The 17,312-nt window shown below is 45.1% G+C and carries 13 protein-coding genes; 5 read left to right on the top strand and 8 right to left on the bottom strand.

The window, feature by feature from the left end; all coding sequences use genetic code 11:
* Window positions 1–8: 8 nt before the first annotated feature.
* The 3 genes from OAG1_RS20200 to OAG1_RS20190 form a co-directional block, all read right to left on the bottom strand.
* Entirely contained in the window at window positions 9–1,979 is a 1,971-nt protein-coding gene (locus OAG1_RS20200; RefSeq protein WP_338622507.1) for a hypothetical protein, read from the bottom strand.
* Between the two features lie 26 nt (window positions 1,980–2,005).
* A complete protein-coding gene (locus tag OAG1_RS20195) occupies window positions 2,006–2,773 on the bottom strand; it encodes a hypothetical protein (RefSeq protein ID WP_338622506.1) in 768 nt (255 codons plus the stop codon).
* Between the two features lie 223 nt (window positions 2,774–2,996).
* Entirely contained in the window at window positions 2,997–4,145 is a 1,149-nt protein-coding gene (locus OAG1_RS20190; RefSeq protein WP_338622505.1) for a hypothetical protein, read from the bottom strand.
* A gap of 323 nt (window positions 4,146–4,468) precedes the next feature.
* Here OAG1_RS20190 and OAG1_RS20185 point away from each other — a divergent pair, with 323 nt between their 5' ends.
* Entirely contained in the window at window positions 4,469–5,098 is a 630-nt protein-coding gene (locus OAG1_RS20185) for a hemolysin III family protein (protein ID WP_016403136.1), read from the top strand.
* Between the two features lie 23 nt (window positions 5,099–5,121).
* On the opposite strand, the gene OAG1_RS20180 is transcribed toward OAG1_RS20185, so the two are convergent.
* The 4 genes from OAG1_RS20180 to OAG1_RS20165 all read right to left on the bottom strand — a co-directional run bounded on the left by OAG1_RS20180 (window position 5,122) and on the right by OAG1_RS20165 (window position 10,637).
* Window positions 5,122–5,532, bottom strand: a complete 411-nt coding sequence (locus tag OAG1_RS20180; protein ID WP_338622504.1) for a hypothetical protein — start codon at window positions 5,530–5,532, stop codon at window positions 5,122–5,124.
* 73 nt (window positions 5,533–5,605) lie between these two features.
* The gene (locus OAG1_RS20175) at window positions 5,606–7,045 is read right to left on the bottom strand and encodes an MBL fold metallo-hydrolase (protein WP_338622503.1); all 1,440 of its coding nucleotides are present in this window, start codon (window positions 7,043–7,045) and stop codon (window positions 5,606–5,608) included.
* Between the two features lie 187 nt (window positions 7,046–7,232).
* Complete coding sequence (locus OAG1_RS20170) at window positions 7,233–8,480, bottom strand: methyl-accepting chemotaxis protein (protein ID WP_051147653.1); 1,248 nt, start codon at window positions 8,478–8,480, stop codon at window positions 7,233–7,235.
* 192 nt (window positions 8,481–8,672) lie between these two features.
* Window positions 8,673–10,637 (bottom strand): bifunctional 2',3'-cyclic-nucleotide 2'-phosphodiesterase/3'-nucleotidase, encoded by a 1,965-nt coding sequence (locus tag OAG1_RS20165; protein WP_338622502.1) that lies wholly within the window; start codon window positions 10,635–10,637, stop codon window positions 8,673–8,675.
* 147 nt (window positions 10,638–10,784) lie between these two features.
* Between OAG1_RS20165 and OAG1_RS20160 the strand changes: the two genes are divergently transcribed.
* Window positions 10,785–11,978 (top strand): potassium/proton antiporter, encoded by a 1,194-nt coding sequence (locus OAG1_RS20160; protein ID WP_338622501.1) that lies wholly within the window; start codon window positions 10,785–10,787, stop codon window positions 11,976–11,978.
* Between the two features lie 27 nt (window positions 11,979–12,005).
* Here OAG1_RS20160 and OAG1_RS20155 read toward each other — a convergent pair whose 3' ends face one another.
* Window positions 12,006–12,944: a LysR family transcriptional regulator gene (locus tag OAG1_RS20155; RefSeq protein WP_152783006.1), complete on the bottom strand. Its 939-nt coding sequence runs from the start codon at window positions 12,942–12,944 to the stop codon at window positions 12,006–12,008.
* A gap of 94 nt (window positions 12,945–13,038) precedes the next feature.
* Between OAG1_RS20155 and OAG1_RS20150 the strand changes: the two genes are divergently transcribed.
* The 3 genes from OAG1_RS20150 to OAG1_RS20140 all read left to right on the top strand — a co-directional run bounded on the left by OAG1_RS20150 (window position 13,039) and on the right by OAG1_RS20140 (window position 17,226).
* The gene (locus tag OAG1_RS20150; protein ID WP_338622500.1) at window positions 13,039–14,208 is read left to right on the top strand and encodes a multidrug effflux MFS transporter; all 1,170 of its coding nucleotides are present in this window, start codon (window positions 13,039–13,041) and stop codon (window positions 14,206–14,208) included.
* 132 nt (window positions 14,209–14,340) lie between these two features.
* Entirely contained in the window at window positions 14,341–15,396 is a 1,056-nt protein-coding gene (locus OAG1_RS20145) for an ABC transporter substrate-binding protein (RefSeq protein ID WP_338622499.1), read from the top strand.
* Window positions 15,397–15,402: 6 nt separating this feature from the next.
* Window positions 15,403–17,226: a sensor domain-containing diguanylate cyclase gene (locus tag OAG1_RS20140; RefSeq protein WP_338622498.1), complete on the top strand. Its 1,824-nt coding sequence runs from the start codon at window positions 15,403–15,405 to the stop codon at window positions 17,224–17,226.
* Window positions 17,227–17,312: the final 86 nt, after the last annotated feature.

The raw sequence follows: 17,312 nt of genomic DNA, 5'->3' as shown, positions 1-17,312 counted from the left end.
AAATAAACTTAATTTTCTAAGCTAGTTTCTGCCTCATGGTCTTCTTTTTGCGCTAGCGCGGCTTGAGCTTTGGGCGCGTCTAGGCTTAGTTCGCTGCTGCGGTTGGCTAAGCGCTCTGGGGCCGATTCAGCTTTCATTTGCAGGTTAGAGCTATTGTATTCATCTACTACTTTACGCTGCTCGTCGTTCATAGCAGCGGTGCCTGCGCGGTTACCAATGCTGTGCATTAGTTCGTGATGAAGTTCGTCGGCTAAGTTCTCGTCACCATGCATGGTCATAATATGGCGAGGGAACATTAAGTTAGTGCTACCAATGCCAGCAAAGGTAGAGCTAATGACTCGCGTAACAAACAAACGTGGCTGAATGGTTGAAGTGAACACGCTGGTTTCTAGGCTAGTGCTGTCGTTATACCCTTTACCAAAGGTGCGCGTATCTTCTTTTACCGTGCCTTTACACTTGAAGTAAACCAAGCTTGATTCAAACTGAATTTCGCTCCAAAACGGATGGCTTAGGTTGCTCAGCAAACGGCCAAAAATGGCACAAATAGTGGCAGCAACTAATAAGGTAAGAATGGTAAAGAAGCTTTCAATGGTAGTTTGAACAAATGCTGGTCCGGTTTCATCATCCAGTAGCTCAAACACTACACCGTCGAAGAAGCTGGTATAAGTGGTTAGCGGAGTGAGTGCGTAAAACACCAATAAGCTGGCGATTAGCAGTAAAGCCTGAGCCAAACTGGTTGAAGCAATACGCATTTTTTTGCTTACTGGCTCGTCATTTTTCTCAACAGTTTTTGGCTGAGTTTCTTGAATCAGTTCACCATCAAATTCGCCATTGTTAGGATTTTGGCGAGCACTCAAAGGTTTATAAACACGGTTTGGCACCTTTTTGTAGCGACGACGCTCCATCACTTGGTGGGTAAACTCGTTGAATATATCCATTGGGCGAGCACCTACTTCGCTGGTTCGAGGCAGTTTGTCGGTGATCTCGGTCGTTGGGTTAGCTTGTTTGGCACGCAAGGCGGTTAAACCCAATACCAAGGCACAGCTAATTACAGAGAAGACAAAAATTAAGCCTAACCAGGTAGAGTTGCTATAGCTGTTGTAGGCCAGATCTAGCATTTGGGTTGCCCAAGTCATGCCTTCGCTTAGCTCTGCTTCTATCTCTAAACCACGTAGTTGAGCGGCAATAACATCTTGGTACTGGCCTAGCTCGTAAGCAAAGAGTTTGCCTAGAAGCATGTTAACCAGTACTGGCACACTTACACACACCGCCACCATTTTAACAAAGCCAAAAGCGCTTACGGTTTCGATACCACGACCTAAGCTGCGGTTAAGTGGGCGGCCAGCTTTAAACCATACTAAGGCTACGTAGCAGAGTAAGGTAAAGGCAAAAAATGGCATTAAAATAGTAGCTTTATCGCCAGCTAAACCCACCGACGTTACAAAGCTTAAAATGGCAAAAGCAAATAGCGCCACTAAGGTTTGTACTAGTGCTCCAACAATGCGCTGCGCCAAGTTTTGAATTGGGTAAGGCACAAAAGTGATTTTGGGGAATAGGGTGTGCAGCATTCTGGCTACTAAACCCACGGGTTCTTTAAAGGTGTAGTTTTTACTGCCCACCAACATCGATTCAATTTGTTGTTGGTCGTAGGCTACATCGCGTTGTTCACGCTTAGCACTGTCTTGCTCAGAGGTAGCATGGTTATAAGACAGTGAAGTAGGCGCTGAGCGTCCCACGTAAAAACGCATTACCTGCATTAAGCCACGCCCTAGTGTCCATAGGCCGTTGGCCATTAACACAAAGCCGATGATGGCGAAGGTCCACCCAGTAATTGGGTGGGTTTGTACTGCACTTGCTACGTTTAATAAAGAGAGTAAACCTAGCAGCGCTGTGATGCCGCCTCGAATGGCACGCAGCGTGCCTTCAAAGCGGAAGGGATTGCGGATCCCTAAGTCGAGTGAGCCATGTTCAAAAGACATGTTAGTTCCTTAAACGATATCTTGGTTTAAATAAGAGTTTGGTAGCCGTCGGCGTCGGTTTTAGGTTCTGCACTTGAAGAGCCAGAAATAGGGGACGGTGCCGCTTGGGTGGTATTGGCAAAGGCAGTGGTTAACTGTTGTCTTATGGTCTGGCCAAAAGCTAAGCGCATCTTATTGCGTAAGCGACCCAGAGGAATGCCAACAAATAGTTTGCTGAGAATAAAGCCGACAATAGCGCCCATAAACGCCCAGCCATAACTTACGTTGTTATAGCGTGCTGCATCTGCAAAATTGGCAATTAAGTGAGGAGTGTCGAGCAATATATAAGGCATTGATTGAAAGAATGACGCGATCCCATAGCGACTGATACCCGAACCCGCCCAGAATGCACACCAAGCAAACAGTAGTGCCAAAAAGCCAGTAATTAGCGGGCTCCATTTTTCTAATTTTGCGGCAAAGCCTTGTAGCGGAATAATGCGTTTGGCTGCCGTAAGAAGGTTTAATTGCGTGGTATAACCCAAGAAATCATTGGAGTGAAGGAAGTAGCCAAAACGAAAAGTTTTCTTGGTTTTTTTGTCTTCGCCCCACAGGGTTGAAATATGCTGAGTGGTTGGTGGAATATCAGGCTTAAAATCGACGCCCATTGTTTCCACTTTGCCATTGTTGTCTTCTAAATATATGTTGATTCCATCACTAAAGTGTTTAGAACCACCATAGGTTTTGGTTACTGAAATAATATTGAAGTCATAGTCATTTTTACCCACTCTAATGGTGGTTGGGTGAGATGTTTCCATTCTGTTCTCGCTACTGCAATTGGTCTAGTTAACTCAAAATATGGACGGTAAACGCCCACCAATGCAGATTTTGCGGGAAGAATATTACACTAACAATGCGCTTAAACTAAAGATTATTATAATATTTAAAAAAATGTCATTGCCTTGATCTATATGATTTTTTCTTGATGTTAGGGCTGTATTGTTGAGCACTGCATTAGTATTTATACAGTGAAAAATTTTGCTACTTATCTTTAGGTGGGCAAATGTGCTGACGCAACAACTCAGCCGAGTCGGCTGCATTTGCTTGGCAAACAAACAAGCCTATTTGCTCATAACCACCCATCATTTGAGTTTTAGGTAAAAACTCAAGATACAACCCACAACCCGGCCCATTGTTGATGATCATATTGTAGGCAGGCGGAATGCCCATTTGTTCCATGAGGTGCAGAATAGCTTGTATGGCTTGCTGCATCCCTTCCACCAATTGCTGCTGCTCTATGCTGTTGAGCTGATGCAAGTAGCGTTTGTCGCTGTCTTTTACGATTAGCAGCATGTCTAAAGGTCGCTTCATAAAATACGGTACGATTAGCTGCAATTCGCCATAGTCTTTTACCAATAACTCGCTGGGGTTCTCTTCTAACATGTAGCGGCTAAAGGATTTGTTGTGGCGTTTTCTAAAGCGCAAGTTATTGAAAAAGTGCTGCGGCAAAATATTGCTATAGGCAATTTGCTGGTGGCCATGTACTAAAGAAGCACCAGCTGTAGCGCCAAAGTTTTTGATAATAGACACATAGCCACTTACTACGTCTTGATTCACTTTGGTTTCAGAGCGCGCCATAAAGTCGGTGGGTTGGCATAACAGATTCTTTTCTAGGTTTGCTAAACGCTGAAAGCTAATCAGCGCATCGGAAAACGGTAGGTTATGCCAATCTTTATCGTGTAGCGAAGAAGTCCACTGCAATAGATGAAAACCATAGGATGCACGGCCTTGGTGTTCTGGGTCTTGGTGGAGGAAGTAATCGGCGTTTTCTAAAGGAATATCTTCGATAGGGTGAAAAATGGGGTAGAGGTTTTTGTTGATAAAAGTAAATCCCTCGCTGTGCTCGGTTATATCGAGAATATCGGCGCTTTTCCCTTCACAAATAGGGCAGTGCTCATCTTCTTTAACTGCAGTAGGTTGCGCTGTAGTGTGAACCCTTTTAGCGCGGGCAGAGTTATAAATCACTAAGTTACCGTTGCGTGGATCAATTTGGCAAACGCCGTCTGGAGCAAACTGCTTTAGTTGTGGATCTTGGCTAATGTTTTCTAGTAAGTGATGAAATTGAAGCTGGTCAAGATCTTCACTTAAGGCAAGCGATTTTGCTAAGGCAAGAGGTAACTGTTTGCTCATTGACGATCCTTGTTTGCTTAATCCAAAAAGAAATAAGTAAGACTTGCACGGCTATTTGATTATAGGTGATGAACTTGCGACGCGCGGATTAATGCTGCTTGCTTGAAACAAAAACTGGCTGCGCTTGGTCTTTGCATGTAAATGGAAAGTAAAACACTAAAAGTGGAAGCCTTTCTGAGGCTTAACAAAGTGAGTTTAAGCCTTAAAAGCGCTGCTTTGGTTAAAGTGAACCAGCTTGTAATAAAAGCATTACAATTTTTCAGTGTACAAGTGTACGCTGAAATAATAAGCTGGTCGGCGACTTGTTAAATTTAGGTAACAACATGCAGGCTGCAAAGCACTACAGCGCGAAAGAAGAATTACTGAATGTAGTTTCTCACCTCATTGGTTTGCTTATCTCTGTGGTGGGTTTGTTTATGTTACTGAGCAAAGCCGAAGGCCTAACTGAAGTGGTTGCTGTAAGTATTTATGGCGGGTCTTTAGTCTTGTTGTTTTTGGCCTCTTCTCTTTACCATGCGGTTAGCCATAGCGCCTGGAAGGCTGGCTTAAAACTGTTTGATCACTCTGCGATTTATCTGTTAATAGCCGGCACTTATACACCAATATTGCTGGTGTCTTTTGACGGTTGGTTATCGCTCATTTCGATGATTGTAATTTGGACGCTAGCGGCTTTTGGCGTGGGCTTTAAGTTGCTCACTGGTACCCGTTTCCCCAAAGTATCACTGAGTACTTATTTGGCGATGGGGTGGTTGTCTTTGGCGTTAGCTTATCCCATGTATCAGCATATTGCGGGCGAAGGTTTGTGGCTATTAGCTGCCGGAGGAGTATTGTTTAGCGTGGGCGCGCTGTTTTATGTGGCCAAACACAAACCTTACACCCATGCTATCTGGCATGTTTTTGTCGTTGCAGGTTGTGCTTGCCATTTTGCTACGGTGTACGGCTATATCGTTTAGCGCTTAACTTAGTCAGCTCGATATTAATAATATGCCTCGCCTACCTTTTGGCGATAAACCACATGTTGTTCGCCATCGGGATCTTGGTACACAAATTCATCTTCACTAATCGAAATGATTTGGTCACACCATTGTGTACCAACTGGCAATATTTCGGGGTGGGATGTTCGGCTAATGGTTAAACAAATCGTCGTGCCCAAATCGCCAGAAATCTCGTAACGGCCATCTATTCTAAAATCAGCAATGCTGTCGGGAAAGGTTCCCCAGCTGTTAATGGTGCCGTCGGCATTGTACTGGTCGTAACCCCAAATGGATTGGCCTTGATCTTCAGAGCTTCCCCACAAACCAATTAGCGAATCTGGATTTATTGCATCTTGGGCATGCAGTAAGCCGCTGGTTAATAAAAAAGGCAGTAACAAAATAGATAATTTCATGCTTGTACCAAGCAAATACATTTAGTTACTTTTCTATCAGTTAAGCCTTAGGTGGTCAAATACTTAGGTTATTTTACTCTCCTAGCCAAACCAGTTCTGGCAAGGCGCTTAAATCCAATTTGTCACCTTGTTTGGCCGCAAGCATTGCGGCGGGTTGAGCAAAAGAAGCTTGAATAGCTGCCAGTAGATCTTGTTGTACTTGCTGTTCTCCATGCACCAATATTAGTGGAGGAACGTTATCGAATTGTTGGTACCAGTGGATCAATTCGGCTTGGTCGGCATGAGCGGAAAGCCCCCCAACCGTGTGTAGCTTGGCGGCAACTTTAACCGGTTTGCCGCGAATAGTGAGATAGTCGGCCCCATCTACTAGCATGCGACCTGGTGTGCTAATGGCTTGGTAACCACAAATAATAACATCGCATTCAGGACGCCATAGGTTGTGCTCTAGGTGGCAGCGAATACGCCCGCCATTACACATGCCGCTACCAGCAATAATAATTAAGCCTTGGTTTATTTCGTTAAGCTCCATGGATTGTTCGGTGCTTTGAATAAACTCTACATTTGATAGCAGTGGATGCTCTCCCGGATGCTGCCGAGTAAAACGCTTAAAATCGTCATCCATCACCGGGTAATTGTTGATATATACCTTGGTGGCTTCGATAGCCATGGGGCTATCTAAACAAATTCTCCAGCGCGAAAGGTCCCATTGCTTGGCGTAGAGGTGAAATAAATAGAGTAGTTCTTGGGCTCGACCTACGGAAAATGCCGGTAATAAAATGTTCCCTTGGCTGCCACTAATGGCTGCTGCAAATATTTGCTCCAGTTCATCGATGGTTTGCTGCCAGCTGCGGTGCAAGCGATTGCCGTAGGTGCTTTCCATCAATACTAAATCGGCGGTTTTGATAATTTCAGGATCATCCAAAATAGGCATGCCTTCGCGGCCTAAATCTCCACTAAAGACAATTTTTTTGCGGGTGCCTATTTCACTTATCCATAACTCAACAATGGCCGAGCCAAGAATATGTCCAGCATCGGAGAGCTGCAGGGTGAGTTGAGGAAGTACCTCGATGCTTTCGCCATAGTTGAGCGGTTTAAATTGCTGGATAGTTTGCTCTACGTCTTGTTCATCAAACAAGGCTTGCAGTGGCTCAAGGCCCTTTTTTAAACGTTTTTTGTTAAGCCGTTCGGTGTCACGCTGCTGCAGCATAGCGGCGTCTTTTAGCATAATGGCGCAAAGTTCTGCCGAGGCTTTATGAGTATAAATAGGGCCCTTAAAGCCAGATTTTACTAACTGCGGTATTCTGCCGGAATGGTCAATGTGAGCGTGGCTAAGAATAACCGCGTCAATCTGTGAAGGCTCAAATCGGAACGCTTGGTAGTTGCGCATTGCATCGGCTTTGCTGCCTTGAATCAGCCCGCAATCTAATAGCACTTGTTTATCGTTTACCGTAAGCAAGTGGCAGGAGCCGGTAACTTCTTCCGCTGCACCAAGAAACTGTAAGGTCATGGTCATGATATCAGTCCCTCTTCAAACAAGGCCTAGGTAAAGTGTAGTTCAGCTGCAGATGTGAATTTGTGGCTTAGTTAACGGAGTTCTTAAGGCTTTTAAATAAATGGAATAAGCGTGAGTTGGAGTGGTTTAGGTTTTGAAAGAAATAAAAAAGGCTGCCATGGCAGCCTTTGACGAGATGAAGCGCAGATTAGGCTTTAAGTGTTGATAGCTGAGTATCAAGTGCCTGCGCTACTTGTGACAATTCAGCGCTAATACTTTCGATATCGTGAGCCAAACTATTCTGTACGCCTGCGGCTTCGCCAATGCCATTAATATTGCGGTTAATATCTTCGCTCACATGGCTTTGTTGATGTGCGGCAGTAGCAACTTGGGCTGCGTTATCGTTAATTACCGAAATGCTTTCTACCACTTTATGCAGCTGCTCGTAGCTGGCTTCGGTGTCTACCGCGGTGGTATTCACTTTTTCTCGGCTGGTGCTAATTAAGTCTACCGTGGCATTTACATCACTTTGTAGTGCTTGAATCAGTTGGTTAATTTCTTCGGTAGAGCTTTGAGTTCTGCCAGCTAGGTTTCTTACTTCGTCTGCTACTACCGCAAAGCCTCGGCCTTGTTCACCCGCACGCGCTGCTTCAATTGCTGCGTTTAATGCCAGTAAGTTGGTTTGCTCGGCAATACCACGAATGGTCTCCAAGATACTGTTAATGTCTTGGCTACGACCCGCTACCTGAGTGATTCGTTCGCTAATGCCTTCCATACTGCCAGAGATGTCGCGAATTTGTTCAACAGAGCTTTGGAACTCTTGCTGAGTTTGGCTTAACTGTTTCTCAGCTTCTTGAGCGTTAGTTGCGGTGCCATTGGCCAGTTCTGCTACGTCGCTAGCAGTCGATGACATTTCATTTACTGCGGCTGCCACGCTGTCGGTGTCGTTGCGTTGTAAGCGGCTTGCTTCTCCCGCTGATTCGGCATTTTTAGCCAGAGTTTGTGAGCCATTGGTAAGTTGATTTGATTGCTGTTGTAGCTGATTTACCATTACCCGTAGTTTTTCGGTAAAGGCGTTAAATTGGGTTGCCATTGCTACCAGCTCTTGGTGCTTTTGCACATCTAGCTTCATGGTTAAATCGCCATCATTTCCGGCAAGGTAACCGATCCGACGGGTGATTTGGCTTAAAGGCTCTAAGAAACCTTGCACCAGTTGCGACACAATAAACAGCGCAATGATAACCACAACGGCAGACACTAAGATCATGGTGCCGCGAGCTTCTGCTGCTGTTTCTGCAAACAGAGCTTGTAGTTCAGTTGCATTTAGCTGAGTGGCAGCAGCGGCTTGTTCGGCGCTAAGTGAAGCGCTACCAAACATCAACATGCTAGTAAGCACGCATATAAATAATAGTGTGATGCTAATAAGTAGTTTTAATTTAAACGACAGTGTTGCCATTATTGTCCTCCATGAACCCGTCTGTCGCTACAATCTCATACTTTTGAATCTGGCGCTCAACTTTCCTCACATATTATTGAACAACAAGTAAAATTTTTACTTTCATCGCATTTTGCTTAGCCCTGATGGGGTTAAAAGTAACAGTTCCGCTGCTGGTTAGGCAGCAGCGGAGTAAAACGGCAGAATCTATATTTAAGGCTGGCTTTGAAGATCTATTTGATAAAGGGCAAAGCCAACATCATCGGCAGAAAGCTTCTGCATCGGATAAATGGCTTTTTCGGCGATAAACGCGGCAGCTTTGTCGCTGGGTGAGGTTTCAAAGAAAATGTTTAACTTGGCTTTAGTTTTTGATTCAAGAGGGCTAAAGCGCCAGTTGTTGTCGGCGCTAGGGCTAATTTGCCCTTTTTCCTTGCTTACTCGCTTAATGTAGTTGGCTAATACACTGCGGTTTTCGTCCGGTGCTTGAATCACCACTTTGTCTTCGCCGGTGCCGGCAAAGCCGCCGCTATAGGCGCGATAGTTGTTTGTTGCCATTAAAAACTCTTGGCTTGGGTCAATCGCTTTTCCGGCGTAGTGAAGTTGTTTGATACGTTCAGACTCTGGGTTGAGTGGTTTGCAGTCTGCGTCAAAACGGGCGGCTTGGCTTACGTCAATTTGGTAAGTAACACCGTCGATTACATCGAAATTATAGGTTCTAAACTCGTCCCAGTTGATTAACGCTTGCGGGGTGGCTTGGTTTGGGTCTATTTGGTTGAACTGCCCAGCCGAGCATTCTAGCCAGTCTTTAACTTCAGCACCGGTAACTTTTAACACCACCAGAGTATTGGGGTACAAATATAAATCGGCGGCATTTCTAAAGGTGAGTTCGCCGGCTTCTACTTCGGTATAGTTGCTAGGGTCGTTTTTACGCCCACCCGCTTTAAAGGGCGCAGCGGCCGATAGCACCGGTAAATCGGCTAAATCGGGGTCACCTTGAATCAAGGTTTTTACGTAGTCGGTTTGCGCTAAGTTAACAATTTGAATGGTGGGGTCGTCCTGAACTAAGGCTAAAAAGCTATACATTACGTCGCTAGATTTCCCCAAAGGCTGATTGACAAAGTCACGGGTGGCTTGGTGATCTTCGGCGACAGCGGCCACCATGGCTGAATCAGCCTTTGCCAGAGATTTTTTATTGGCGCTGTCAAAGATAGCTCGGTTGGTGGATTGGCTTTTAGTCACCTGCCAGCCTGCTTGGGTATGCTGTAGCTCTAAGTCGATAATGCCAACATGGCTGCCCCAACGCCCCGGCATTACTGCAGCTACCCCATTAATGGTGCCGCTTTGGTTATCTACACCTGGCAAGTTATCAAAGCCTTTACCAGGGAACACTGTATGCGCATGACCAAAGGCAATGGCATCAATGCCAGCGACTTCAGATAAATAGTAAACCGAGTTTTCAGCCATGACTTTGTAAGGATCGGTAGATAGGCCTGAATGGGGAATGGCAACAATAATATCGGCGCCTTCGGCCTTCATTTTTGGCACCCAAAGTTCGGCACTTTGTTTGATGTCTTGTGCGCTTACCTTGCCTTCTAAATTGGCTTTATCCCAAATCATAATTTGTGGGGGAACAAAACCAATGTAGCCAATTTTGAGGTTTTGGCTTTGACCGGCTGTATCTTTAAAGCTGTAGTCTTTTATTAGGTAAGGGCTAAAGTAGTTTTGCTGGTTGTCGCTGCGGATTACGTTAGCATTGATGTAGGGAAAGGTAGCGCCCGCTAATGCTTTGTCTAAAAAGTCTAAGCCATAATTAAACTCATGATTACCTATATTGCCGACATCGTAATCGAGGCTGTTCATTGCTTGATAAACTGGATGAACTTGTTGGCCAGTTAACCCTCTGTCAGCAATATAGTCGCCCATTGGGCTGCCTTGTATAAGGTCGCCATTATCTACCAGCACGCTATTGTCCACTTCTGCTTGGGCTTGTTTTACGAGGGTAGCGGTACGCACTAAACCTATTTTGGCGGAGGGTTTATCCTTGTAATAGTCAAAGTCCATTATGTTGGCGTGAATGTCAGTGGTTTCGATGATTCTGAGCTTAATTGTGGAATCGTGAGCATGGCTATAGGCTGCTATACATAGGCTGGCGCACAGTAGTATTTTTAAGCTATTCATGGTGGCTCCGCTTGGAAACAGTAAACAATAAAGTAAACCATAGCAGAGCGGTGCAAGGTGGCACTCTCAATAGCAAAATAAAGACGCTTTTCAACAATAATTCATGGTCTTAGCTATGATAAAATAGGCAAAAAATTCGGAGACGCTATGCCCTATCAGTGGATTTTACTTGGCCTTGCTAGTCTTATAGCTATTGGCATCTTATTACATCACCCTTCACGCACCTTAGGTATTCCTTCGCTGCTGATTTTTATGGGGGTGGGTTTATCCATTGGTAATGGCGAATTTAATTTTGTTTACGATAATTTGGCGGTTACTTCGCTGGTGGGGTCTTTTGCCTTAAACATCATTGTATTTGTGGGCGGTATTAATACGCCTTTGCAAAGTATTAAGGTTGCTTATAAAGAAGGTGGGGTATTGTCTTCGCTGGGGGTGGTGTTCACCTCGTTTATTTTTGCCGCTATTTTTTACCTAATATTTGATTACGACTTTGTTTATTGCTTACTGTTTGCTGCGGTAGTGTCGTCTACCGATGCCGCTGCGGTGTTCTCAATTTTAGAATCGAAAAAGCTCAAACTAAAAGAAAGTACCGATACGGTGTTGGAGTTTGAGTCAGCCACTAATGACCCGGTGGCGCTAATTATGGTGGTGATACTTACCGCTTTGTCTTTGTCACCTGACAGCGGCGTATCGGCTATGGAGATTAGCCAAACTTTGGCGATTCAAATCATTGGTGGATTGGCGATAGGCTTTATTGTGGGCAAGGTATGTGTGCTGGCGCTAAGTAAAATTAGCTTGCAAGAATATGGCTTAATTCCAGTGTTTGTATTGGCCTGTTTTATCTTAGCCACTTATGGCAGTGAGTTAGCTGGCGGTAACGTGCTAATAGCTTGTTACGTGAGCGGTGTGGTAATTGGTAATGGCTTGAAGCGTGGTAAAGAGGTGAATAAACACTTTTTTAATAGCTTATCGTGGTTAGCCCAAGCAGTGATGTTTATTATTCTGGGGCTGCAAATATTCCCGCAACAATTACTAGATGTATTGTGGGTGGCTATTGTCCCAAGCGCTATTTTGATGTTGGTGGCCCGCCCTCTTGCAGTGCAACTTTGTTATCTGCCATTTCGCCAAGCTACTTGGAAGAAGCGTTTGTTCATTTCATCCATTGGCTTAAAAGGGGCTACCCCCATTGTATTTGCATTGATCCCTGCAGCAGCAGGTGTAGAAGGCGCTTTAGAGATGATGCACATGGTGTTTTTTGTGGTGCTTTATTCGGTGTTTATTCAAGGTGCAGCTATCGAGCCGCTGGCGAAAAAACTTCAACTCAATCAAGGTGAATCATAGGCAAACCTAAGCGAATATTCACTGGCACTAGGGCTTGGTGTTATGACAATGCTCGATAATCAGCTCTCGCAGCCAGCTGTGTGCGGGGTCGTTTTCTAGGTGTTGTGGCCAAGCGAGTAAGTAGCTAAAGGGGGCCATGTAAATCGGCAGAGGCAGCAACTCTAGTTGGTGAGTTTTTATCACTTGCTGGGCAAAGCTGCGGGTGCAGGTAAACACCAAGTCGCTAGATTGACAGAGCAAGGCCGCGGCAAAGAAATCGGCGGTAAGGGTGCTGTTTTCAATATGCAGCCCTTGTTCTGCAAGCACCGAGTGCAATAACCAACGATCGCCAACTTCACACTCGCAGGTTAGGTGAGCTTGCTGCATGTAGCAGTCTAAATCCCATTGCTGGCTTAACACTGGGTGGTCTTTTCTCACTAAACAAACATGGTCGTCTCTAAATAACTCAAAGCTACGAATTTGAGCGGGCACTTGCTTAACTTGAAAGTGACTAGGCGCGCGTTCGTCGTTATCGCGAGCCACAATAGCTAAATCAAATTCCCCTTTTTGCAGGCCTTCGATACTGCCTGGTTCTAGGCGGTGAGTATCCAGCTTTAGGCCGGGCGCTTGTTGCATCAGTTTGCCAAAAAAACGCGGTAATAAGGTGGCAAAACAGGTTTCATTAAGGCAGCAGCGAAAGTTACGTTGGCTAATCGCTGGCTCAAAGCCTTCTGCTTCAATCATTTCATTAGCGCTTTGCAGCCACTGCCGCAACTTAGGTTCTAAGCTGCGTACTCTTGGCGTTGGGCTCAAGCCATTGGCATGGCGGATAAATAAAGGGTCGTTTAGCTGCTGACGCAATTTGGCCAATTGCTTACTCACTGCCGATTGGGTGAGGAATAGCTTATCTGCTGCTTTGGATACACTGCGTTCTTCAAGCAAGGTGAGTAAAACTCGCAGTAGATTAAGATCGTATTGCTGAGACATGATATTCCTGTGAGGACTACGAGTGAATCTAAACTATCATTATGATTCATAAAGTGCAGGACTTACAATGCCCACCTTGTTTTTGGAGCATGCTATGTCGAAGCCTTTACCCCTATTCATGTTAATGGTGCTGTTCTCACCCTTAGCGATTGATATCTTTTTACCCGCTATTCCACAAATGGCGCAAGCCTTTGATGTGCCTGTGGCGTGGATTGCTCAAACTATTCCGGTGTTTTTGTTTTCCTTTGGTATTGGCCAGTTGTTAGTGGGCCCATTGGCCGACCGCTATGGCCGTAGGCCAGTGGCTTTGGTAGGTGCGCTGTTATATTTGGCAAGCTCTGCCTTGGCGGCGATAGCCAGTAGTTATGAGCTATTAATGCTAGCGCGCTTAGCTCAAGGCATTGCGGCCAGCTGTTTGTCGGTGGCCGCGTTTGCCGGGGTGCGTGATGTATTTGGTGCCGAGCGTTCAAAGAATATATTTAGCTATTTAAACGGTGTGATTTGCATTGTTCCCGCATTAGCGCCCTTGTTAGGTGGCGTGCTCACCCATTGGTGGTCATGGGCAGCAAACTTTTGGTTTATGGTGGCATTTGCGCTGGTGGTATTTTTGGCGCTGCTATTTGGTTTAAAAGAAACTAAACCTCAAGCTAACGTGTTTACTGGGCGCTTGTATTCTTTTAGCCGTTACTATTCGGTTATTACTGTAGCCAGCTTTCGTTTTTATTCCTTGTTGGTAATGTTGGGGATGGCGATGATTATTGGCTATGTTTCGCAGTCTGCTGGCCGCTTAATGGTGGATATGCAGCTATCTAGTGCTGATTATGCCTTATGGTTTGGCTGCAACGCTGCCATTAACATTGTGGCTGCATTTTTGGCTCCTCAAGTAATTAAGCAGATCGGGCAAACAGCAGGCTTATGGCTTGGCGCAAGTTTAATGGCAGGCGCGGCCATTGCCTTAGTACTAGGCCAGCAAGTATTGCATCCGCTGGCGTTTATGGCTCCGGTATTTGTTTCTAGCATTGGTTTTTGTCTGTTAATTGCAGTGGGAACTGGCAGCGCTTTAGCGCCTTTTGGTGACAAAGCGGGCACGGCTTCTGCTTTATTGGGCTTTGTACAAATGACCGGTTCTGCAAGTTTAGTGGGCATCTTAGGTGTAAGTGGTTTAGCCAATACCGAGCAACTTGCCTTGTTAATGGCGCTGCCATTTGCGGCCATGACGCTAGCCATTTGCAAAGGTGGCTTACGGTTTGAATCCAGTAATTAGCTAGTTGAATTAGCTGTAGTATTTATGAAAAAAGCGCCTAGTTGGCGCTTTTTTAGTTTTATTTTCACTTAAGCGGCTTTTTTAGCTAACTAGACGCGCTAAATCTGGCGGGTGGTTTATAGTTTTAAGTAAGTGAAATTAAGTCGCGTTGGTAGTTATCACGTGAAGATCCTACTACTTCTGTTGTTTATTTGCCCTTTAGCTTGGGGAAAAGCGTCGGTGGTTTTTATAAACCCCGGTAAAGCTGAAGAAAGCTTTTGGCAAGATGTAGATATGTTTGCTAATGCTGCCGCTAAGCGTTTAGCGCTTGATTACCGTACTTTTCACGGAGAGCGTAATCATTACTCAATGATTAAGCACATCGAATGGATGATCAACAATCAGCAGCTGCCCGATTACCTCATGCTGGTGAACGAGAAGCAAGCCTTGCCTCGTATGCTTAGCCTGCTAGAAGGGCAATCGGTTTATGTATTGGTGTTGCTTAATGATGTGAGTGCTGAACAGCAACAGCTTCGTAATAATAATCCTCATTGGCAAAATTACTTGCTGTCTTGCATCGTGCCTAATAATTTGTGGGCGGGTTATCAAACGGCCCAATCCATGTACTTAAATGCCGAACAAGTGACTGGTGAAGCGGTAATTATCTCGGGAGATAAAACCACTCCTGCTTCAGTAGAGCGCACAGCTGGCGCTGTCGATTTTTTTCAACACCAAGCCGGTATTGACTTAAAGCAGGTTATTTATGGCCATTGGGATGAACAGCGTAGCTACCAACAAACTAAAGTTTTGCTGAAACGCTACCCCGATTTGAAATACCTGTGGACAGCTAACGATCACATGGCTTTTGGCAGTATTAAAGCGATTAAAGAATTAGGAAAGCAACCAGGTAGGGATGTGATTGTTGGCACCGTAAATACCTCTCAACAAGCCTTGTTGTTGCGTGAACAAGGTGAAATTAGCGCCTTGGCGGGTGGCCACTTTACCGCGGCGGGTTGGGGACTAAGTTTGATTCATCGACATATTCAAGGGCAAACACTGCCAAGTAAAGTGAATGCTCCCTTGTTTGTAATGTTGCAGCCAGGGACTGAGGCCTTTGAAAAAGTAAAACAGAAGAAATGGGATGCAGTAATGTTTGAGAACATGCTGCTAGAAGCCGGCAATCCGCTTAGTTTTCAGTTTGCTCAGTAGGTTGTTATGAAAGGGGCTTTTAAACTTCGCACTCCCATTGCCAAACGCTTGGTCATATTAATTGTAAGCGCCAGTACCCTGTTTGCTTTGTTATCTGTGGCTGTGCAACTGGCTTTCAATTTTTCTGGCGCAGTTAAAAATGCTGAGCAATGGGTTGATGAATATAACCAAGCAAACTTGAGCGCGATTGAGCGAGCAGTATGGGAAATTGATTACCAGCTGCTGGATGATTTGCTGCAAGGTTTTGTGCAGCAGCAATATGTGTCGTCGGTAAATTTCTCAACCGATGAAGGCATGGCTTCGGGTGTTGGTGAAGCTGACTTAAGCCAGAAATTTTATGTTTATTCACTCGACCACCAAGGCACTGCGCTGGGCAAACTTACGGTTGGCCTAGACTTATCCTTGATCAAGCAAGATATAAAAGCCCAAGCCTTAGTTATATTGCTAACTAATGGCTTAAAAACCTTTTTAATGAGTTTGATTATTTTACTGCTTGTAGGGCGGATTGTGACTGGCGACTTACGGCGTTTAGCCGAGGCCGCCGACCAGATATTTACCGAAGAACAACAGATTGTTCAGTTACCCAGTAAGCTACTAAAACGTAATGATGAAATTGGATTAGTGGCCAGCTCGATGCAACAGCTACAACAACGTTTGCAACGCGGCTTAGATGCCCGTTTAGAAGCCGAGCAACAGTTGCACCAGCACCGGCAGGTGTTAGAAGAAACCGTGGAACAACGCACCTCGGTGCTTAATTGGCAAACTGAAGCCAATCAATTGCTATCCGAGATCTCCCTGTCTTTTTTAAATCAAACATCTAGCAATTCAAAGGCATTGCTACAGCGAGCTACCTCAGCCATAGGCAGTTTGTTCCCGATAGAGCGGGTGGTGGTATTGGAGTTTGAGCGCCAGCAAGCGATTTATCGCGATGTATGGAGTGTGCCAGGGCATTTAGCGCCTATAGAGCCGGTGGACTTAAGCCAACTTAGTGAGCTAAAGCGGCGTTTGGTGAGTGTAGCGCCAATAGTAGTGAGTGATGTGGAAAAGCTTAAACGGCATGCTCCCGCCGAATATCAGCTACTCAAGCAATACGGGATAAAGTCCTTTGTAGGTATTCCCTTAAGTGATGGCAATAAGGCCTTTGGTTTACTTAATTGTGTGAGCTTGAGTTATTGCGCGATTTGGGACGATTACCAAGTAGTATTGTTAAGTCAATTTGCCGCTGCCATTAGTGGTCTGTTAATTAACGAAAAAAACGATCAGGCGATGAACCGTCTGCAAAATGAGTTACTTCAGGTAAATGAGCGCTTGCAGGTATTAGCCGAAACCGACGAGTTAACCGGTTTAGTTAACCGTAGGCCGTTTAAGCGAGAATTAAACCGTGCTGTAACCAGTGCCAGAAGGCACAAAACCCAGTTGGCAGTGCTAATGGCCGACATCGATTATTTTAAAGCTTACAACGACCACTACGGACATGTGCAAGGTGACGAAGCTTTAAAGCTGGTGGCTAAAGCCCTAACAGAAGTGGTAAAGCGAAGTGAAGATTGTGTAGCGCGTGTCGGCGGTGAAGAGTTTGCCATTTTAGTCTCTGATGCTAATCAACAAGATCTGCCCAAAATGGCTGAGCAAGTGGTTAAAGAAGTTGCCAACTTACAAATTGAGCATGCGGATTCGCAAGTAAGCGCGGTATTAACAATTAGTGTAGGTGGCATTTTGATTGAACCTGATGATGTTATTGACCCTACCAAGCTGTTAGAACTTGCCGATAGCTGTTTGTATAAGGCAAAACATCAGGGGCGTAATCAAGCAGTGTTAGATCTGGATGTTTAAGTACTGCGTTAGTTCAAAAATATAAGCTTTTCTGGCAGTTACCGAGCTCTGGTTTGTTCCTAATCAAAGTTACAGAGGATCTTAAT

Source organism: Agarivorans sp. OAG1, from assembly GCF_037076485.1.
GTDB classification, from domain to species: Bacteria; Pseudomonadota; Gammaproteobacteria; order Enterobacterales; family Celerinatantimonadaceae; genus Agarivorans; species Agarivorans albus.
The sequence above is the reverse complement of the archived record's forward strand: the minus strand, read 5'-3'. Positions and strand labels throughout refer to the sequence as shown.